The sequence below is a fragment of the Ruminococcus sp. genome (genome assembly GCF_017650195.1).
Taxonomy (GTDB): Bacteria; Bacillota; Clostridia; order Oscillospirales; family Ruminococcaceae; genus Ruminococcus.
On record NZ_JAGCFH010000262.1, the window covers coordinates 18,549 to 39,967 of the forward strand.

Annotated in this window: 18 protein-coding genes; 9 read left to right on the forward strand and 9 right to left on the reverse strand. The window is 45.5% G+C overall.

The genetic code is table 11. The features are described from left to right. Position 1 precedes the first annotated feature (1 nt). Complete coding sequence (locus J6U00_RS11950) at positions 2-445, forward strand: hypothetical protein (RefSeq protein WP_296582147.1); 444 nt, start codon at positions 2-4, stop codon at positions 443-445. Positions 446-458: 13 nt separating this feature from the next. Continuing rightward, positions 459-1,970, forward strand: coding sequence for a DUF4173 domain-containing protein (locus J6U00_RS11955; protein WP_296582148.1), 1,512 nt, complete (start codon positions 459-461; stop codon positions 1,968-1,970). A 261-nt stretch (positions 1,971-2,231) separates the two neighbouring features. Here J6U00_RS11955 and J6U00_RS11960 read toward each other — a convergent pair whose 3' ends face one another. Both J6U00_RS11960 and J6U00_RS11965 read right to left on the reverse strand, forming a co-directional pair. Next, the gene (locus J6U00_RS11960; RefSeq protein WP_296582150.1) at positions 2,232-3,509 is read right to left on the reverse strand and encodes a sensor histidine kinase; all 1,278 of its coding nucleotides are present in this window, start codon (positions 3,507-3,509) and stop codon (positions 2,232-2,234) included. Next, the gene (locus tag J6U00_RS11965; protein WP_296582152.1) at positions 3,509-4,216 is read right to left on the reverse strand and encodes a LytTR family DNA-binding domain-containing protein; all 708 of its coding nucleotides are present in this window, start codon (positions 4,214-4,216) and stop codon (positions 3,509-3,511) included. Before J6U00_RS11965 ends, J6U00_RS11960 begins: the two co-directional genes overlap by 1 nt. A 347-nt stretch (positions 4,217-4,563) precedes the next feature. Here J6U00_RS11965 and J6U00_RS11970 point away from each other — a divergent pair, with 347 nt between their 5' ends. Next, positions 4,564-5,523 (forward strand): glycosyltransferase, encoded by a 960-nt coding sequence (locus tag J6U00_RS11970; RefSeq protein ID WP_296582176.1) that lies wholly within the window; start codon positions 4,564-4,566, stop codon positions 5,521-5,523. Between the two features lie 334 nt (positions 5,524-5,857). Here J6U00_RS11970 and J6U00_RS11975 read toward each other — a convergent pair whose 3' ends face one another. The 6 genes from J6U00_RS11975 to J6U00_RS12000 form a co-directional block, all read right to left on the reverse strand. After that, positions 5,858-6,394, reverse strand: a complete 537-nt coding sequence (locus J6U00_RS11975) for a hypothetical protein (protein WP_296582153.1) — start codon at positions 6,392-6,394, stop codon at positions 5,858-5,860. Positions 6,395-6,596: 202 nt separating this feature from the next. Beyond that, a complete protein-coding gene (locus J6U00_RS11980) occupies positions 6,597-7,754 on the reverse strand; it encodes a hypothetical protein (RefSeq protein WP_296582154.1) in 1,158 nt (385 codons plus the stop codon). Between the two features lie 64 nt (positions 7,755-7,818). Then, positions 7,819-8,733: a PP2C family serine/threonine-protein phosphatase gene (locus J6U00_RS11985; RefSeq protein ID WP_296582156.1), complete on the reverse strand. Its 915-nt coding sequence runs from the start codon at positions 8,731-8,733 to the stop codon at positions 7,819-7,821. Between the two features lie 35 nt (positions 8,734-8,768). Then, the gene (locus tag J6U00_RS11990; protein ID WP_296582158.1) at positions 8,769-9,644 is read right to left on the reverse strand and encodes a VWA domain-containing protein; all 876 of its coding nucleotides are present in this window, start codon (positions 9,642-9,644) and stop codon (positions 8,769-8,771) included. Positions 9,645-9,689: 45 nt separating this feature from the next. Then, positions 9,690-11,033: a serine/threonine-protein kinase gene (locus J6U00_RS11995; RefSeq protein ID WP_296582160.1), complete on the reverse strand. Its 1,344-nt coding sequence runs from the start codon at positions 11,031-11,033 to the stop codon at positions 9,690-9,692. Positions 11,034-11,056: 23 nt separating this feature from the next. Next, positions 11,057-12,097 (reverse strand): leucine-rich repeat domain-containing protein, encoded by a 1,041-nt coding sequence (locus J6U00_RS12000; RefSeq protein WP_296582162.1) that lies wholly within the window; start codon positions 12,095-12,097, stop codon positions 11,057-11,059. A gap of 514 nt (positions 12,098-12,611) precedes the next feature. On the opposite strand from J6U00_RS12000, the gene J6U00_RS12005 reads away from it, so the two are divergent. The 5 genes from J6U00_RS12005 (at position 12,612) to J6U00_RS12025 (ending at position 18,825) form a co-directional block, all read left to right on the forward strand. Next, positions 12,612-13,865: a substrate-binding domain-containing protein gene (locus tag J6U00_RS12005; protein WP_296582163.1), complete on the forward strand. Its 1,254-nt coding sequence runs from the start codon at positions 12,612-12,614 to the stop codon at positions 13,863-13,865. A 15-nt stretch (positions 13,866-13,880) separates the two neighbouring features. Beyond that, the gene (locus tag J6U00_RS12010; protein ID WP_296582165.1) at positions 13,881-15,083 is read left to right on the forward strand and encodes a GGDEF domain-containing protein; all 1,203 of its coding nucleotides are present in this window, start codon (positions 13,881-13,883) and stop codon (positions 15,081-15,083) included. A gap of 139 nt (positions 15,084-15,222) precedes the next feature. Beyond that, positions 15,223-15,801, forward strand: a complete 579-nt coding sequence (locus J6U00_RS12015; protein ID WP_296582167.1) for a hypothetical protein — start codon at positions 15,223-15,225, stop codon at positions 15,799-15,801. A gap of 186 nt (positions 15,802-15,987) precedes the next feature. Further along, positions 15,988-17,052, forward strand: coding sequence for a plectin (locus J6U00_RS12020; RefSeq protein ID WP_296582169.1), 1,065 nt, complete (start codon positions 15,988-15,990; stop codon positions 17,050-17,052). 36 nt (positions 17,053-17,088) lie between these two features. Continuing rightward, a complete protein-coding gene (locus J6U00_RS12025) occupies positions 17,089-18,825 on the forward strand; it encodes a [Fe-Fe] hydrogenase large subunit C-terminal domain-containing protein (protein WP_296582171.1) in 1,737 nt (578 codons plus the stop codon). Positions 18,826-18,917: 92 nt separating this feature from the next. Here the strand turns inward: J6U00_RS12025 and J6U00_RS12030 are convergent, their stop codons facing one another. Further along, a complete protein-coding gene (locus tag J6U00_RS12030) occupies positions 18,918-20,591 on the reverse strand; it encodes an FAD-binding protein (RefSeq protein ID WP_296582173.1) in 1,674 nt (557 codons plus the stop codon). Positions 20,592-20,948: 357 nt separating this feature from the next. On the opposite strand from J6U00_RS12030, the gene J6U00_RS12035 reads away from it, so the two are divergent. Then, positions 20,949-21,419 (forward strand): glycoside hydrolase family 11 protein (locus J6U00_RS12035; RefSeq protein ID WP_296582175.1); only part of this gene is annotated, 471 nt, incomplete at its 3' end.

A 21,419-nucleotide genomic window follows, 5' to 3' on the forward strand; every position in this document is an offset into this window, starting at 1 on the left:
TATGAAGATCAGTGATGAGCTGAAAAAAGAGATAAAGCGTACCGTTCTGGAACTGCTGCTCCTGCTGTGCTTGCCGCTGATAGTTGTGACAGGAGTCTGTATAAAAGAACACTTTGACAAGCATTTTACACATTTCAACGCGAAGAGAACAGCCCTTATGGAAGAGATATTCGATATAAAGGTCGATGACAGCGTTAAGCTGATACGTTATGACGATAACAGTATACTTGCTGCGATAACAGAAACGCTGAAGCTTGAAACGGACGATTATGAGCGGTTCATGTCAGAAAATGTCAATGCTGAACTGGAACTTGACGAAAGCCGCAAAGGCAGAGACTTCTTATTATATAAGTATAAATATAAGTCTAAAAATGTTAGTAAGCAGCTGAGTGTCGAATCGCTGGAAAACGGAAAATATCTGATAACCCTGACCTACTGGGATTAAGGAGGAGACAATAATGAATGATAATTATTTAGGAGAGGTACAGATTGTTCCTGAATATCAGGCAGTTGCCTTAAAAAAGGAAAAGCCGGAATACTCAAGAGCAGAGGTAGTGCTTTCGGTATTCGCGTTTACAGCCGCGTTCTTCATTATGAGATATGTGGTATTCAACGCAATGGGCTTCCTGACCACGGGACTGATGTTCGCTGTCATTACCGGGGCAATAGTTTACATGAAAAAGAGAAAGTGCAGCTTTACGCGCTTCAACAGGCTCCATGGGGCAGTTCTCTACATATTCAGCCTTGTGTTTTCCATAACTGCCAACGATTATATAAAGGAGCTCAATGCCTTCTTTATACTTGGAGCCGGAGCGTATTTAGTATATTCGGTCTCGGCGGGAAACAAGGAAACTGACCGCTATCTGCCCTTTGCTATGTGCAAGGCGCTGTTCGAGTATCCCTTCTCACATTTCGGGAAGCAGTGGGCTGTAACTCAGGATCGCCTCTCAAAGACAAGGGCTGGCTCCAATGTGAAGTATATACTCACGGGACTGCTCATAACGGTGCCGGTAACGGCTGTAGTAGCGGCTCTGCTCATGTCTGCCGACGACGGTCTTATGAATATCCTCAGCGGCATATACGAAAAGGTATTCAGCCTCGAAATGTGTGACATAATAGAACAGCTGATTTTTGCAGTTCCGTTTTCCATGTATCTTTTCGGTATGCTGTACGCAAATGCTCACCGCAGTAAGATAAAGCCCCTTGAGGAGCAGGGCTGTATACAGAAGCTCTACGGAGTGCGCTTCATAAGCAACCTTGTGATGTATACGGCAGTAACGCCCCTTTGCATACTCTATGTGCTGTTCTTTATCTCTCAGGCAAACTACTTCCTCTCAGCCTTCTCAGGCTCTCTGCCGGAGGGCTACACCTACGCGGACTATGCAAGGCAGGGCTTCTTTGAGCTCTGTGCGGTAGCTGTGATAAACCTTGCAGTGCTCTGCGGCATAAGCCTCTTCTCAAAGAAGACAGGCAGGGAGAAGCCGGCGGCTCTTAAAATATACAGCGTCGTGCTCAGCGTGTTCACTATCATACTCATTGCTACGGCTATGAGCAAAATGGTGATGTATATTTACAATTACGGACTTACAGAGCTGAGAGTATATACGAGCTGGTTCATGGTACTGCTTGCTCTTGTATTTGTACTGATAATAATAAAGCAGTTCAGGTATGATATGAAGTTTACAAAGCGCCTTTCAGCAGTATTCGTGGTCATGTTCGCAGTGCTCTGCTTCTCCCGTCCGGAGTCGGTCATCGCAAGATACAACATAGCTATGTACAACTCCGGATACCTTGAAGAGCTTGACAGGGACGCCATACTTGAAATGTCCGCTGACGGACTGCTTGCAGCATACAATGAGGGAGCACTGACAGCTGAAGTTATATGTGAGTATTCGGAAGAATACGATCCCTTCGACAGATTCGGGAACTATAACCTCTCCTCAGTTATCCTCGGCAGCAAAATGAAGTAAATAAATACCGGACCTGAAAACAGGTCCGGTATTCTCGGATATGAGATTAATGAAATAGATAAAGAGAAGTATAGTGGTATATAAGCGGAGTACTCACAGCCGCCGCTGTGAGTATGAGTCTGCTTTCAGACGGAGCAGACTACTACTCATAATATATTATAAGCTCAGTCAAATCAAGTCTTATGCGTGAAATGTAGCTACATTTTCGTGAAATGTTATGCTAGTTCACAATTTGTTAACATATAAGAAGAAACTTCTGTCTCAGTATTCTATCATTATATCGGCTGTGAAAATGCCTTTTTCCCACTTGAAGGAGAGTATCCCGTCAAGCTGGCTGACGGCTGCCGTGACGCTGCTAACGCCTATTCCGTGACCGAAGCCCTTCTTTTTTGTGGTGAGGTTTTCCGTATCCACTTCGTCAGAGGAGTTCATTACGCAGATACGCAGTTTCTTGTTATTCTGTATAAGTGATATATATACGAATTTGTCGCTTGACGAGCAACTTTCCGCTCCCTCTATAGCATTGTCGAGAAGGTTTGCGATTATTCGGCAGAGCAGGAGCTCATCGATATTTATCTCGTCAGGGAAGACTACCTTGCAGGAAAATGTCAGACCCAACAGAACGGCATGATCCCATTTCATGTTTACTATAGCGTCTATGGAGGATATGCCGGTATAGCATACTCCGCCGGCTGAATTCAGGGAGGAGTAGAGCTTGTCAAGGTGTTCTACTGCCTGAGAGTCCTCTCCCTGTGTGAACATTATCTTTGTAGCCGAGAGCTGATTTCCGATATCGTGTCTCAAGCGGCGTATCTCGGTATACTTTTCTTCGATGAGCCTGTAGTTCTCTTCCTCGGACTGTAGTCTCTGCTCCATGAGCTGTAGCTTTATGGTGTTGGAGTAGGTATCGAAGAAGTCGAATACAAATATATTCAGAAGCAGTATACCCAAAACGGATACAATGTATACGATAGTCCTCTGGGGAGCAAGATCGTAGGAGATGAATATACCGTCAAGGAAAACGAGACTTACTAGCGGTACGAATATTATCAGGAGCCAGTTCTTGAATGGGATGTCCCTTTGCTTTGGCTTAAGGTATTCGGCGATATATATTGCGAACCAGAAGCAGAATATTTTTGAGCATGCCATAGTTATATACCGTCCAACGCCAGTGCACAACTCTGCTTCGGGAGTGCCTATATTCAGAAGGTTAAGAGCGCCTGTGGGGAGGAGCTCAGAGGTGACCTTGATAACAATGAACACAAGACAGTAGAAAACAATGCTTCGCAGCTTGCTCCTGAACATTACAACAGAGGTCACCAACATAGTTGTAAATATTACAGGTAGCTTGACCCACTGGGGGTATAGCTTTAGGGAACCGAACAAGAAGGAGATCAAAAAGCCTCCAAGCATCGGCAGTAGCATGAAAACAGCAGGGTACCGGCATTCGTTCTTCATTATTTTATACAGGAAAAAGGCTATGATGCCGGCGTCGCACATACAGTTCACAGCTTCTATGATGATATTGGAGTTATTCATCAGCTCCACCTACTTCTACTGTAATCCATAAAGCACTGTTTTATATTCTTTATATGGTTGCGGCTGGCGAAAAGAGTTGTGCCATTATTCAGTATAAGCTCATTTTTGCGGATATAATCAATATTGGCAATATTTACGAGACTGCTCTTGTCAAGCCTTACGAACATGAGGTCAGCGAGCTTTTTTTCGCACTCCGAAAGAGTGCCTTTTGTGAAGAAGTCGCCGTTTTTTGAATGTATAAGCAGCTTATGGGAAAATACCTCGATAAAGAGCACGTCGTCCGTGGACAGCTTTTCGGTCTTTTCTCCGTCGGACGCGAGGATATACCGTGTATTCCGGTAGTACTCATGCACAGCATCGTCGAGCTGCTTCATATAGACAGAGCGGGGCTGATTTTTCAGGATATACCTGAAGGCTCTCACAGCATAGCCCTGACAGGCGAATTTTTCGTAGCTCGTGAGGAATATGATTATCACCTTATCGTCGATATTTCTCAGGAATTCCGCGGTCTCAAGTCCGTTCAGACCCGGCATTTCAATATCGAGTACGATGATAGCGTACTTACCCTTTGTGAAGTCGGCGAGCAGCTCCTTTCCGCTGCTGAATTCATCAAAGGAGTATTCGTTCTCATGTGACTGGAGCAGGCACAGGTCTTCCCTTACTTTGGAAATACACTTTTGCTCGTCGTCGCATATAGCTATGTTCACAGACCGTGCCCCCTTTCACTGTCATAAATAATTATGCAGCTGTTTACAGTTTATTCTTTGATAGGACATACTGATGCAGCTGCTCGGACATATCATTGCTATTTGATTATACTATATAATTCACAGTTTGTCAATCGGTTTTGAACAATTTCTAATAATAAAATGAATAAATTATGAACAATAGGTGCATTTCACGCTCAAATTCTACACTTTACGAATTTCAGTTGCATTTATCCAGCCAGTATATTATAATATAACATAGTTGCGCAAGGTATGCACTTTCTCCGTGAGAAGGTGCGCCGTGGAGCGCGATGGGGGATATAAAAAAAGGAGATTTAGTGAGATACATGAAATGCAGCATAATTATTCCTTATGCTTTTTCGACAGAAAGAGCATTGCGGCTATTTCATTCACTTGAGAACCAGGATTTCAGCAAGAGCGACTATGAGCTTATCTTTGTAAATTACGGTAAGCAGGATAGTCTGTGTGATCTTATCACTAAGAACACGTCAAAGCTTAATGTAAAGTATGTGGCTCTGTACGGCGAAAGGATAGGAAAGGCGAGAAATCTTGGGATCAGAAAAGCCTCCGGTGAGCTTGTCATATTTATAAACGGTGATGAGATAGCCGACAGAAACTTTGTCTCGGGACATTATGATACCTACAAAAAACTGGGCAGACCAGTCATTCAGTTTGGTCTTACCAAGCAGGTCTTTGAGGACAATGAAAAGGGCTTTCCGGAAAATAATGAGCTTTTCCGCAGCGGTATACGCTACTGGCTCACAGAGCCGGAGAAATACGGACTGGAAAAGGGGAAGAGCTATTATTATATAAAGGACATCAGGCTGAAAATGCTTGAGCCTTACTGTTATGATTTTGATAAAGTGCATTACAAAATGATATTTACCAAGACCTCAAATCTGTCGGTCCCTATGGAATGTATAAAACGCTACGGTGCTCTTGACGAGGATTTCCGGGGACAGGAGATAGAGGACTGGGAATTCGGATACAGAATGATGAAGAACGGCGTTGAGATAGTATACAATCCTCAGGTGTCGGTGCTTCATCTCTACGAGAAGGAACAGTACGACAGCAAACGTTATTGCGAGTGGAAAAACAATCTCGATACCATGCTTAATAAATACAACGACAGGTTCCTCGATGAGCTCACACAGTTTAGGAGCTTTTTCGACCCTGTTCGCAGAGAACGCCTGAATAAGGCTGAACCAAGCAGAAATATCTGGCTTGAGGTGTACAAGCACCTTGAGCGCACCGCAGGAAAAAAGACTCTTGCGAATGTAAATTGACGCTTTCCCCCCCAATACAACCTCCTCTGTTCCCTTCCCTGTGTTCATGGGGTTAGTATTCTTCATTAGTAAAAGTCTGAGGAACTCTTCCTCAGACTTTTACCTCTCTAACTTATGTCCTTTGGCAGGCTGAAAAGTCCGGCTGAGGGGCTTTTTTTGTATAACTGAAACGCGGCCGGCTGTATCTAAAACGATGCGATCGGCTGTATAATGCTCAAACGCCCCTTTAAGCTATGCTTAAAGGGGCGTAAATTACTTCTGTGTTATAAGGGAAAGTACATAAAATATTATTATGTGATGAAGCATAATGTCTTACGGTCTGAAAACTGGGGTGTTATTCAAAAACTACGCCCCAGCCTGCACTTACCTTGCGGTACAGGCGCATTTTTTCCTTCTTCTTCTGTACCTTGAGCAGATAAACAACTCCAATAAGCACAAGAAGAGTAAGAACAGCACCGATTATTATTCCGATAATGAGCTTCTCCTTAAACATGAAGAGGGCAGCTGCCCATATAATGATCGCAGCTATCAGTATTATCGGAAGACAGAATGAAGCAAAATTTCTGTTCTTTATCTTTATGTAGTGCTGGATATCTCTTATACTGAAGCATTCATAGTTACGAGCGATGAAGTTATCAGGCTGACACCACTTACAGAACGCAGAAAGATTTTCAAACTTTGCTGTGTAGTCCTGATAATCGTGGAACTTCTCGTTGTATCTTGTAACTCTGTAATATACTATAACAGCCTGTCCCTGCTGCTCAGCGTCCATAACATGTATTATGGTGCCTACTTCAGCCTGACCGCGCATAGCCTTGGTTACAAGAAATTTTCGGTCAACCGCTTCATCAATATTGAGCAAATAATTCATAGCTATCCCTTTCCTTAACGCGAAATATGATGTCCTGCGCCTCTGCGCAGAGTCCGTACAAAGATTATGGTTTTGATAATTGCCGCAATGATATAAGTATATTATACCATAGTTCTGCGGAAAATGCAACCCCAAAACTTTGTTAATTAATGTCAAGCTTAAAAGAACGCTTCATAAGCGCTTTATGAAAAACGCTCGGGACTTACTTTTTTAAGTTGAGATTAGCTTTAGCGATCTTCTTTCTGTCTTTTGCCTGCTTGAGCATATCTTCCTTAGACATACCTGCGTCACCGGGAATATCTGCTGATGGGGCAGCAGTAGGAGCTGAGGGTGTAGAGCCTGCATCGTCGTCACCAAGGAAGCTGTTGAGACGCTTCTTAAAAGCACTCTCGCCGCCAGGCTTGGAAGTAAGAGTAACGCTTACGCTCTGTGACTGCTGATAGGTACTTGTCCTCATATTTCCACCGTGTACTGACTGACCGGTGTAGCCCTGTCTGTACGGAGCAGCATTCATGCCCTGAGGGAAGCCTCCCTGCTGAGGATAGCCCTGCTGTGGGTAACCCTGCTGGGGATAACCTGGCTGAGGATAACCCTGCTGCGGGTAGCCCTGCTGGGGATAACCTGGCTGAGGATAACCCTGCTGCGGGTAGCCCTGCTGGGGATAACCTGGCTGAGGATAACCCTGTTGCGGGTAGCCCTGCTGGGGATAACCCTGAGGATAGCCGTGGGGGTAACCCTGCTGGGGATAGCCCTGTGGGTAGCCCTGCTGCTGATTTTGGTTTATATTTGGGAATCCGCTTGCGCCCTGCTGCTGAGCCTCCTCGGGATGTTCATAGAGAGAGTTGGGGGCTCCGTCCTTATTGCTAGTTTCGTTGTTGAACGGATTAGAGGAATCAACGTCTATGCCGTTTGCAAATTCAGCAGGTGCGCCGAAATCTGCTTCGTCGTAGCCACTGAGGAAGTCCGGTGCTTCTGAAGCAGGGACGAGAGTTGCCGCAGATACTTCCTCATCTGGAGAAAGTACTATCTGACAGCTGCTGTTGTCCACACTTGAATTTACCAGAAGACCGAGAGCTTCGTCGTCGGGTCTGAAATAGCTATAATCGTCAAGAGAGATAACGATGAGCTGCTTTGCAATAACGCGCTTCGCGGTAATTATGGACATTACTGCAATCTTTGCAGCGGAGACATCCTCAACTGCGCCTTCGTTTATGGATACAGAGGATACGCCGGAGAAGATATCTCCGGTATCAGCGATAATAAGGCAGAGACAAGCATCATACTGCGTTAGCTCGGGTCTCTTCTGCTTTAATGTTTCCGCAAAGTTCTTGGCTGTGTTGTATAATGAGCCTATTTCCATAAAAAACACCACTTTTCTATTATTTATTGAACGCAGTGAATGCGTTTGAGCCTATAAGAAAAGATCATTCGATCTCCACTTGTTTGCTGAGGGCAGCTGCCTTTCTTTCAGCGGCAGCCTCCTTGTTTTCAGCTACACGCTGATTTATCAGGTTAAGCTTCTCTTTGATGAGATCCTCGTCATAGATACAGGAGAGAGAAATATCGTCCTCTGTACCGAAGCGGGATCTTTTGCTGAGATTGTTCTTTATGACGGTCTTGAAAGTTTCAAGGTTTATGAGTTGACTTGTGATTATAGTATGGTAATCAAGAAAATCGTACTCGCTGCCGAAGGATGTATAGAGTCCGTCGGTAGAGCCATAGAGAGCTATCAGCTTTTTATTTGGCGCATAGAAGCTGCTGAACATACCTGCGGCGTTTGAATTGCACACAGAAGCTGTGACGTTGGCAGGTGCAGCTTCATTATATTCCATTGGCATAACAGCCTTACCGTCCTCAAAGATAGCCACGAGACTTCCGTCACCAATCTGTACGCCGAAGGTATAATTATCGCCTGCGACAGCAACGACGAGAGTAGAGCCATAATAGGATTCCGGCAGTATAGTCTCGAACTCCTCTTCAGTGAACTTGCTTCTTTCCTCTTCGGTAACAGGATTTTCCGCAAGGTGTTTTTCGATCCTTACATTCCAGTTTGAGATGATCTGCTTCTCGATATTTTTTATTATGAGCTTATGATTCTCGGGAAGGTTAGCTTCCAGAGCCTCGCGGTCCTCGTAGTATCTGTCGATAGCCTCTATAGCTGCTTCGACAGCGAATTTGGAACCGATGTGACTTCTGAAGTGCTTTTTGCTTCCGTGTCCGTCGGCAACGACAGCGACAGCATAATGATCTCCTATCTTGAAAGCAGAGCTGTCCTGACAAACTAAATTTGTTTTTTCATGACTTGCGCCCATTACCGAATGGCTGAAGCCGTTGAACATATTTTTTCAGTCCTCCTCAGGAATAGATTCTGTTATTACCAACCTGTATCGAATGGTACGTCGTCTCCGTCGTTAGTAGTGCTCACAAGTTCCTGGATCTGCTGACCGAGGAGCTTCTGCTTGGCGGCAAATACATTTTCCTCGCCGAGCTCCTGACCGGTATCGTCAGAGAGTGTCATACTCTTGCTTCCGATCTGAGCTGATGTAACGGCGATGATCTTTATCATCTGAGCGAGCTGACCGCCTGAGTAGGCGTGAACGACGGTATCCTTCGAGCCAGTGAACTCAGCAAGGATATTGTCGTTTGCTTCCTGACCTATACCAAGAGCGGCTTTTAGGCCGAACTTGTACCAACTGTTGGTCTGGAGCTCTCTGAGTCCCTCCTTATAGTCGTCGGAAGGATATCCGTCAGTCATAAGGAATATAACGGGAGCGAAGGAAAGCGAAGGTGAATTGAGGAAGCTGTTTCTTGACATTCTGTGGTTGAGCTCCTTAAAAGCAGCGCCCATGCTTGTAACGCCGCTTGCACGGAGTCTTGCCCACTCGAAGTCTTCTATCGGTATAGGATTGGAGTACATCCATCTTACTTCTGTGGAGAAGGTAAGAACAGCGACTTTAACATCTGTATCAGCCTCGCCGACTCTGCGTATCTCGGGGATAAGCTCCTCCATAACGGTATTGAGCTCGCCCATCTTTTTACCTTTCATACTTCCTGAGGTATCTATCAGGAAGAATACTACAAGGCTCTTTTTAGAAACGCTTGTAGCGCTAAGGGGATCATCGTCAAAATCGAGAATGCTGTCGTCTGTTTCGGGAGCTGAAGATACAGTTTCATTTTTATTTGAATCGTCCGAAGGAGTAACGTTCTTGTTCTCTTTTACTTCGGGTTCTGTAAAACGTTCATTGCTCATAATTTACATACATCCTTTCAGTATTACTGCTCTGGCAAAAGCAGTTTAGATCTGTGCTTTTACTTCGCCGAAATCGATCTCGAGCCCCTGCCATACAGGGAAGCCCTTGCCGGGAGCGATATCGTAAAATGCTCCGTCAGGCATTTTTGCCTTCCATTGTCTGTCGGAACAATTCTTGATTCCGAGGACACCCTGCTTGACTTTATTCTCGACAAGCTCGCCTGCAACAGACGTAAAGTCATCGGATTCGGGAACTATCTCGCAGGTATAGAATTTACATCCAAGATAGAGAGGGGTGCGGTAATCGCGGTTGCTGAAACCGATGGTAACGAATTCCATTCCGCATTTCGGACACTTGAAGGTCTTCTCATTATGTTGTATAAACATAGAACTGAAGTTTGTCCTTCCGCAGCCGCACTGTATGATTTCTGCTCTGAGGCGTATGAACAGCTTTTGCCATTCGTTCTCGATGATACGCTTAGTAGGATCCGAAACGCCCGTAGTGAAGGAGCGTATGAAGGCGTCCTTGATATAATCGGGGTAGATCCTCCAGAATTTGATGATATTGTCGTGTATGCCTCTTACGGGGCGGTTTGAATCGTCGTTTGGGTCATAAACGAATACTGCGTTCTGACCATAGTGTTTGAGCTCTGACGATTCGGTAAGGCAGACATCCCTTACGACCTTTTCGCCCTCCATAGGATCTCCTCTGAAGAGGAGCTTGAAGAGAACTACCGCAAGAGAGTACTTATCGGTCTGTACATTCGGCTTGGCGATGCCTCTTACGACTTCGGGAGCCATATATCCGGGCTTACCGCCGATACCGAAGTTGCTTCCGTCAGGAGCGATGTTATCACAGTCGCAGACGAGGACGGCTCCTGTATTCACATTAATGAAGAAACCTCCGTCGTTAAGGTCCTGATAGCTCTTTCCTGCACGGTGGAGCTGTCGGAAAGCGTTTACTATATTGATGACGCAGGTCACCATAGCACTTAGGGTATTGAATTTGACGGGACGTTTCACACCACGTCCCGTAAGTGGGTCAATCTCCAGCTTGTAGGTATTAAGTATATCAACGAATGAGTCGAAGCCTTCAGGCTTTAGCTCCATGATATAACCGAATGTACCGTCCTCCATTTCCTTTGTGAGGTATTTCGGCCAGAGGAATTTATTGCTGGGCGGGCCGTCATTTATATTATTCTGGAGGTTCTTGCGGAATGCGGAGGGCTTGGACATCTTATTGATGTCGTACCATTTGAGTGCCCATTTCTGACCGTTGAAGCGGACGAGGTAAACTATACCCTGACCACCGCTACCGATGACGCTCAGGACCTTGGCTTTGCCGCCGAATTCCATCTCGACCTCCTGACCTATTTCAAGCTCTATCATAATATGATCTCATCCTTTCTTACTTAGTCAAGCTCATATTCTTCAGCCGAGGTCACGAGGATGAACCTTATTCCAGTGGCTAAACAGTATTTATGAACATAAGAGTTTTCTATGCAGTATATCACTAAGTTAGGGCAGTAGGAGAAAGCATTTGCGTCAATAAACTTGATACTTTCCGGAAGGAAGAGCTTTCTGAGCTTATCGCAGCCGGAGAAGGCTTCCGCGCCGATACTGCTGACGCTTGGCGGTATCTCTATTACCTCGAGGCTCGTACAGAAGGAGAAGGTGCTGTCCTCAATCTCAAGAACGCCGTCTGGTATCTTTACGACAACTAGGTTAGAGCACTGACTGAAAGCGCCCTGCTTGATTATCCTCAGACCCTCCGGGAGTTCAAGACCTCTCAGCCGTTTGCACGAGGAGAAACAGTACTCGCCGATAGCAAGGAGAGTTGAGGGGAGTTTTATTGTCCTGAGGGAACCGAATTTATCGAAGCAGAATGCTTCGAGCTTAGTATATCCGTCAGGTATTACTATATTTCCACTGAGCCTGTATCTCAGGGCGTTACGAGGCATGAAGACCATTTCGTTTATATCAACGGGTCTCTTTCTAACGTTTTCATTCTTTCTGCTGTCCTCATCGTCGTCGTCAATCACTTTGAGGTGTGACTCGTAGGGCCAGCCAAGAAGGTATGTAAAGCAAGCTATAACGAATTCAGAGGCGTTGTCTGAGAGAAACAGATCACCTAACATGAAGCTCTTGGCTTTCATTATAGACATTTCTCTGTTCTCGTCTTCAAGAAGCATCCTGAATACGCCCGTTTTGTACATATTAATAAGAAGACGTCTTTCCTTGTCGTAATCCGGAATATGGTCGCTGAGAAGACCGATAAATCTGTCCTCGTTTGCAACGGCTCGTGTTCCGTCGTTTACTACGATCGCACGAAGCTCATGCTGGAATTCCATTGTATTCTCAAAACCCTCGATATTTTGAGGGACAGGAGCTCCGCATCCGGGGCAGGCAGTAAGCTTCGGGTCAAGTGGTGCGTTGCACTTTTCGCATTGCATGGTTTCTCCTCCTGACATAAGAATATATCAGCACAAATATATAAAATATGCGTATTATATTGTTATCACGTTTAGTATAACACTTTTCCACATTGATGTCAAGGGAAAAAGAGGGGCTTATATAAAATTGAATTATCTTTTACAAAAATCGTTATCAGTATTTGTGCAAATTTTTTAAGTTCATAACAGGGCGTAATATCGGGCAAAAAAATTAGCGGCAGCATTGGTGGTGCCAATTTTTTTGTAAAGAGAAGTTTGAAATTAACCACAGGTATAAAATTGATTAAAATGCATAGATTTTTTTGATTAATTTTGTTTATCACGCAATGCACTGATTTACAAAAAGTTGTTGAAATTTCTAAAGAAATGTGATAAAATGGATTATGGATATCAATCGAGGACTTATACAGGGGTAATGCCGTATGCTTGCGTAACAAAAGAAAGGTATATGAGAAACGTTGGCGGATATCCGGCGGCAGTATCAGGTCTAATTGATTTAAGGAGGTTCGATATAATGAACAGAAACAAGAAAAAAAGCGTTTGCAGAAGCGTTGCAGCCTGCGTACTTTCTGTTGCCATGCTCCTTACCGGCGGCTGCGGAAGGAATAATGGCAATGCTTCTCAGGACGGCGGAACGATATACGTTATCGCTAAGCAGCAGCTCAGCTTCTGGGATGATGTAAGAACAGGCGCTGAGGACGCAGGAAAGGAACTTGGCTACGATATCGTATACAAGGTCGCAGAGGGCGATAACGACTATGCTTCGCAGGTACAGTTTATCCAGAACGCTATAAGAGACAAGGCAAAAGCTATAGTTATTGCTCCTAACAGCACAACAGACCTCAACGAAACTCTTCAGAAGGCTGTTGATGCTAATATCAAGGTAATTTCGATTAATTCGGATATTCAGCAGGATTCAATGAATCCGATTTCACTTTCTCTCGTTAATTCCTCAGACAGGAACGGCGGCGTAGCTGCTGCAAGAAATGCGGCAAAGGGCTGGCGTGATAAAGGAAAGAATCTTGATGAGATCGGCAATGTAGCTATCATCGGTCATACTGCTTCAACTGCTGAGCAGCGTATCGAGGGCTTTGTAGATTCTCTCAAGAGGTCTATCGGAAATGCTAATCACGTTACCTTCCCGGATGTTAATCCTTTTGCAGCTATGATGGGCGGCGGAGATGCTGCTGCTTATGGCGGTGGAGACGACGCAGCTGCTTACGGCGCAGGAGAAGATGCTGCTGCCAGCGCTGAAGGACAGGAAGGAGATGCAGAGCTCACAGATGAAGAGAGGGCAGCTCTTGAAGCAGCTGAGATAAACGGAGCTGCTGACGAGCGTATCCGTAAGGAAATTGAAAAGAAGTTCATTATCGGCGAGCAGTGCTCAAAGAGAGAGGATGCAAAGGCAGAAGCACGCAACCTCATCACTTCAAATGATAATATCTCTATCATGTTCGGTACGAATACAGTTACAACTCTCGGTATCTGTGACGCGATAAATGAGTTGGGAATGTCCGGTAAGATACTTGTTGTAGGCTTCAATTCAGACGAGGAGGAGCTCACCTACATCAGGACAGGCGTTCTTTACGGCGTTGTAGTACAGAATCCTTACGTTATGGGTTATGTTGGCGTTAAGTTTGCATGTAATGCTATCGGTGGAACACAGGTATCTCACCACCTTGATACAGGCGTTACATTCGTTACTGCCAACAATATGAACGATGAATTTGTTCAGCTCGTTCTTCACCCGAATGCCGCAGATAATTAATGGAGGTGCGAAAATATGGCAAATAAAAAGAAACTGGGTGCCTCAGCCGGATATATATTTGCGGCTATCCTTGTTACGATAATGTACATTCTGAATACGCTGCTCGTTGAGAGTATCTACAGAAACAATACAAACGTTTCAAGAGCTACACAGCAGGCTACAAGAGCTCTTAATGTAATAAACAGTCAGCTTGCAGAGGTTAACACCAATAGCGTTGGTCTCGCTGCAAACCTCTATGATAACCCACTTGAAATAATCAGTGATACAGACCGTATCTATGCTAATATCGAAGCTGCTGAGAAACAGTTTGAAGCAGTTTCGGGTCTTTCAGACGCAGCTACCAAGCGTTACAATTACGCTAAGTCGGTTATCGCTACATTCAGAACGAGGCTTGAAAGCCTCGGTACCAGCCAGGTAGAGAGCGGCGACCAGAACACGATGTCAGATACACTTAAACAGGATCTCTATCCTCTTCAGGTAACAGCTTCTCAGATGCTTACATCAGCTATCGAGATAGTTGGTAAGGATACTGCAAGACTTCAGAGACAGAACGCAATCAAGGCCTATATCCTTATGTCCCTGATGCTCGTTATTTGGATCATATCCATGCTTGCAATCTGGCTGTTCGCTAAGAGAGCCAAGAAGGCAAGAGCTGAACTCGAAGAGCGTGAGATGCGACTCGCTGAGGTTGACGCTAAGCTCAAAAATACACGTCAGAAGGCAAGCGACCTCGCTGTTACAAACGTGCTTACAGGTATGAAGAACCGTTACGCTCTCGACAGCGATATTAGTGACAGACTTGAGACAGGAAGATTCCAGATCGCAGTATTCGATATGGATAACTTCAGAAGCATAAACGATACTTACGGCTATGACTTCGGTGACGAGTATCTTGCTGCTGTTGCTGAAAAGCTTAAGGAAGAATTTGGCGACGTTGCTGAGATCTATAACATCACAGGTAATGAGTTCTGCTTCGTATTCAACAAGAATATCTCCGAGAGTCAGGCTGTCGGAATCGCTCAGAATATCCAGCGCGTAATGAGCAGTCCTTTCGAGGTACTGAACCTCAACGTTCAGCTTCCTTGCTCAGGTGCTGTATACCATTACCTCCCCGGCGACTGTCTCAACGTAAACTCACTGCTCGTTAAACTTGATACAGCAATGAGAAATGCTAAGATGAACGGTGGAAATATGATAAACAATGTCATGAATATGTAATATTGTGATATTATGGCGGCTGTCATTATTGACAGCCGCCTGTTTTTATGGCAAATCGTAGAAAAAACAGCTATGCATTGACAAATAGTAGAAACTGTGATAAAATATACCTTAATGATATGTAAAGGCAGGTGTTAGGGTGAAGAAAAGCAGGAAAAAGAAAAAGAAATATGCGGTGTACAAGTCATCGACGGGTTCGTATTGCTACCGCTATGTAGATACGCTAGAAGCCCTTGACGGCACGGGCTTTGAAGGCATAATCGCAGAGGAACAGCTTCCGGTAGTATTTGACGGAAGAGGCGGATATTATCATTTCAGAGAAAATGATTACGGATTTATTAAGATAATAGAATCAGACAAGGAGCAGCCGTTGGAGCTGGAGGAGATGTTTGCGAAGAATTCTCCTGACTTCAAGCTGGGCTGGATATCTCCCGACGGCGATACCTATTCCTGCGCTTTCACCAACCACAGCAAATGCGCTAAAATGATAGTGGAAAAATTCTATCCCGATTCAAAATACCCTGAAACAGAGCTTGACAGACGTGGTTGGCTACAGGTAATAGATTCGTGGAATGGCACAGAGCAGCACCATGGGCAGTTCGTTTTCACGGATCAGGGAAAGATTACTAGCAAACAGGCTGACAGACTCTTCGACCTCGGTCTCTATGAGAACGAGGAGGTCAAAAAGCTCATAGCCGAAAGCGAAAACGAGTGGTGATATCCACAGATAAGCTGAACTGCACAAACAGATTGGGCGCTTTACATAAAACCGCCCTCTTTTTTGTGCAGTTTTTTTATTGACTATAATTCCGTTTTGGTGTATAATAATTATGTATCAATACTCGATAGGTGTGGCTTGCTGTAGAAAATACGGCTGTCGGGTATTATAAGGAGGATATAAGATATGGCTGAACCAAGATTTATCAAAACAGTGACTTTCGGCGGCTACGAGAAGGAAGCCGTAGTAAAAAGGATAGAATTTCTGAATGAACAGGTACACGATCTCAGAAACGAACTGAGAGAGACAAAACTCCTGAATGAAGCATACAAAAAGGGCACAGAACAGGAGAAGGCTCTTGAGACTGTGCTTTCGGAGGAACGCGCAAAGCTTACCCAGATACAGGTTCAGAACAATACTCTTTCTCTTAAGCTTAAGGCTACAGATGACGAAAACAGCAATCTGCTTGTGGAAATCAAGTCCCTGAAGGATGAAATAGCCGAACTTAAGGATAAACTCAAGGCGGCAGAGTCGAAATGTGCCGCGCTTATGGCACAGGACGAGGCAATGGCTCTGAGCAATGTCTTTATAGAGGCTCAGAAGTCGTCGTCAATGCTGGAGGGAGCCGCAAAATCAAAGGCTGCCGAAATCGAGTTCAAGACAAAGAAGCTCGCCGAGGATATAGTTTCGGAAGCGAATACTGAGGCTGAGCAAATAATATTCGAGGCTGAGAGAACAGCCGCTGAGAAAATCGCAGAAGCAAAGAATCAGGCTGAACAGATGAGCGTTGCCTCTAATAACCTGAGAGCTTCCGTACTTGATAACGTCAATTCCCTTAAAAAGCACATGGGGCTGGTGCGTGACGCGCTGGAGGGCTTCCGCAAGGATGGCCTGAGCCGTCTTATCGAAGCCGACGAGTGCCTGAACAGAACGGAAAATGCCCTTAAGGAGGGCGGTATACCTGTGTTCAAGCAGCCTGAGGTATTCGAGCCTGAGATCCCTGAACAGCCTGAGTTGCTCTCTGAAAAGATGAGGAGCAACGAGGACAAGCGCAAAAAGCAGGAGGAGCTCGATAAGCTTAAGCAGATGGCTGACTCTATAGGCGGCAAGAAGGACGATGACGCAAAGGACGCAGCGGATAAGGAACAGAAGAACAGCGGCGATAAGCCTGAGGGCGAAAAGAAGGGCGGCAAAATAGACCTTGCAGCTCTTGCAGCCAAGGCTAATTCGATTGGAAAGAACAAGTCTTGATAAGATTCTGAAATGTCATAAGGAGTTTTTATAATTATGAGTGAATTGATCATTGTAAAACCTGAAAAATGCGTGGGTTGCAACGCCTGTGTAAGAGAATGTCCTGCGCCTGAAGCTAATATGACCAAGCAGCTTGAGGACGGACGCTTCATCACTATGGTAAATAATAATAAGTGTATTGCCTGCGGTGAATGTGTAAAGAAGTGTAATCACGGCGCAAGAGATTACATAGACGATACTGACGAGTGTATCACGGATCTTTCCAAGGAAAAGATTATCATCATGGCTTCTCCGGCTATCAAGACCATTCTTCCCACAAAGTGGAAGGGCGTTCTCGACTGGTTCAAGAAGCAGGGATGTACCATATTCGACGTGTCCCTCGGTGCGGATATCTGCACATGGGCTCACGTAAGAACACTTGAACAGGATAAGATAGGCAATATCATAGCACAGCCCTGTGCCGCTATAGTAAAGTATATCGAGATATACCAGCCTAAGCTGCTCCAGAACCTTTCACCTATACACAGCCCTATCGCGTGTAGCTCAATATATATACAGAAGTATCTGCGCAGAAACAATCCAATCGCAGTTATCTCACCGTGTATTGCTGAGTCCTACGAAGCAAAGGAAACAGGTCTCGTAAAGTATAACGTTACTATAAAGAAGCTCCTCGAATATTTCGAGAGAAACGATATAATCATACCAATAGATACCTCTGAGAACTTCGAGTACAAGTTCGACGATATGCAGGGTCAGCTGGGCTCCATATACTCACGTCCCGGCGGACTCAGAGACAATATCTGGATGCACGACCCCGATGTAAATATCACTAATTCCGAGGGCGTACACAAGGTTTTCGCCGAGATAGATATGTACGGAAGAATGCCTGAGTCAAAGCACCCCAAGGTATTCGACGTGCTCTCATGTGAGTTTGGCTGCAATATCGGACCTGCTTCCGGTACTAATCAGACAGTATTCGACGTTATGGCTACAACAAGAGCTATCGAGACAGAGGCAAAGAGCCGCCGCAAGTCCACAGGTATCATGGGACGAGGCGACGACAAGCTCTTCAAGAAGTTCGACGACGAGCTCCGTATCGCCGATTTCCTCAGGAACTACAAGCCCTCTATGCCTTCTCCGATCCCGAATATAGCACAGCTCGATCCTATATTCGAGAAAATGGGTATGCATACCGAGGAGGACAGAAAGTACGACTGTCACGCCTGCGGCTACAATACCTGCCGCGATATGGCTACAGCTATCTACAGAGGTCTCAATACTCCCGATAACTGTATCGTTCACGCTAAATCGGTGCTTATTGCAAGACATTCTGCCCTCAACAGACAGAATGAGCAGCTTGCCGAGATCACCGAGGAGGTGCTCGCACTTTCAGACAAGCTTAAGGAAAATGTTTCAAAGATCACCGATAATATGCAGAATATCGGCGAATCGACCTCGGCTACCAGCGAGAGGGCAGCTGTGGTAAAGGATCTGCTTGAAAACGTTGTTTCCTTCTGTAACGATAACTCCACAATGGACGCTGACAGCGTATCACAGCTCACTTCTATACTTGAGACCACGATAAATGCATTCAGCGCTCTCGACGATAACGTTACCATTACAAATGAAAGCTCGGAGACTATCAACAAGTCCATAAACGATATAATTTCACTTGTAGGTGATATAAACGCTGTTCTCGTAAAGACAGGACAGACCGAGAAGGTGGATATTTCCGATGTTACAGGCGTAAAGAAGTCTGAGGAGAGCAAGTAATATCTGCTGATATAAAAAATGAGCCATAGTATTTCCTGATTGATCGGGATAATACTATGGCTTTTCTGTATATAGCTTTATGGCTCAGGCTCTTACAGCCTGCCGAGAGCGTGTCTTGCGGCTATCATGCCGAAGGTGTAGCACCTTCCGAGAGAAAGACCGGTCTGGTGGAAGGGATAGTCAGCTCCGCCGTAGAACTGACCGGCAAGATTTCCTGCGCAGTAAAGTCCGGCTATGGGCTTGCCGTCCCTGCCGAGTACCTGTCCGTTCTCATTGGATTTTACTCCCGATACCTCCGCGGAAACACGGATATGCTTACGGGCTCCCCAGAAGGGAGCTTTTGTTATCTTATGCATATATTTTGCAGGCTTTCCGAAATCGGTGTCGCAGCCCTTTTCGCAGAGCTCGTTGTATCTGTCAACGGAAGCCTTCATATTATAATAGGGTATGTCCAGTTCCTTTGCCAGCTCTTCAAGGGTATCGCACCTGTGAAGGTCGATGAGGTTCCTGAAAACTCCCTGTGGTTCCTCCACAGCGCCGGGTATGAATTTCTCCATAACGAAGGGGGGGACCATGCCGGCAACAAATCCATCGCTGCTCCAGTTGACATAGTCGGAGTCGTATATCGCGCAGTACCAGCCCTTTGAGCCGTTTTTGTGGTCGCTGTCAAGCATTGAGCCCTTGTACTTCGGCTGATATTTCAGGAGATTGCCCATGTATACAAAGCCCGTGTACTCGTTGGTGAAGCGCTCTCCGTTCATGTTGAGATAGAGGAAGGGCTCCTCGAACATGAGTGCGGAGTCGAAATCGTGCATCATCTTGGTATGTCCGAGATTCTCCATTTCAGCGCCTGCGCTTATTGCGAGGACGTGACCGTCACCGGTCTTGCCGAACTGCTTCTTGTCAAATTCAGCTATATCCGGACACCAGCGCCTTACCATGGAGGGGTTGTTGGTATAGTCCCCCGTTGCGAGTATAACAGCCTTTGCGGCGTTGAACTGTATGTATTTCCCGTCGTGATCCTTTCCGATAACGCCGGTCACTCTGCCGCCCTCCGTTACAAGCTTAACAGCAGGGGTGGAGTAGAATACCTCAAGATTGCCGTGCTGAGACTGTATATTATTAAGGGCGTTCTGGAGGGCATTGCCAACATTCAGCGGCTTTGGACCTATCCACGGAGCCCAGAAGTAGCAGTGATCCGTGCCGTAGTCGTAGGTGTTGCCCCTGTCCTTCCACAAGCCTGTGAAGTCTCCACTGGTGCTTCTGAATGCGCAGAGCCTGCCGCCGTCGTTGAGGAGCTTTGCGCTGTCGGTGTTGCTGTCAACTCTGCTTCCGTCACCGTATTCCGTTTCACCTGTGAGACCGGCGCGGTTGAGGAACCACATCATAGCCTCCTCGGAGTATTCGGCATAGGTGCGGAGCTGTTTCGTATCCGCACGCCAGTCGCATAGACTGTTTGTATGGTGTATCCATTTAGCAATGCCTGCCTCGGTGGAGCGCGACTTTATTATAGCGGAGCCGCAGTTGCCCTGTGATACCACAGTGGGCTCCTTTTGCAGGAGAGCCGTTTTGGCGCCGAGTTCAGCCGCCCAGCCAGCCGCAGGAACGCCTGCTGCACCGGCTCCTACGACAACTATATCGAAGTCGAGTATCTTATCGGGAGAGATACTGCCAAACTCGCAGCATGAGTCCATTATTTCGGGGCAGGTCAGACCGTCGGGAGCTATGTTGTTTTCAAGTTTTATGATATCGCTGCATTTTTCCATTGCTAAAGATCCTTTCTGTAGTTATATAACGTGCCAAGTTGATATATAAATATTATATGACAATATTTTTACGTTGTCAAGTTAAGATGGAAATACAGGCAAAAAACCTGTGTCGTTCTCAGATTTTCGATGTTTTTTTAATGAGCGGCTTGTCGTTTATTGCTTTTTTGTGAACATATATTGCTCTTTTTGCTGTATAATCTTTACAAATCTTTACAGATGGTGTATATTTTAGAGTGAAATAAATAAATAAGAACGGGAATTTGGAGGATTTTTATCCTACTTTAACTAAGAGGAGGACAGAAAAAACACTTAAGCCGAAAACAAACCAACTTTGTATAATGAGGAGTGATTTTTTTGAATTTTAAAAACTTTAAAAAAGCAGTCAGCTGTACAGTTTCTGCACTTATGTTAGCTGCGGGTCTGCCGACAGCTACAGCTGTAAACGCAGCTGACCAGCAGACAAGAGGAAACATCGGCGGTTACGACTACGAGATGTGGAATCAGAACGGACAGGGACAGGCTTCGATGAATCCAAGCGCTGGTTCTTTCACCTGTTCATGGAGCAATATCGAGAACTTCCTTGCACGTATGGGCAAGAACTTCGACAGCCAGAAAAAGAGCTATAAGTCTTTCGGAGAGATAGTGCTCACTTATGACGTAGAATACACACCCAGAGGAAATTCCTATATGTGCGTTTACGGATGGACAAGGAATCCCCTTATGGAATACTATATCGTTGAAGGCTGGGGCGACTGGGAGCCACCCGGAAATGACGGCGTAGACAATTTCGGTACAACAACTATCGACGGAAAAACATATAAGATA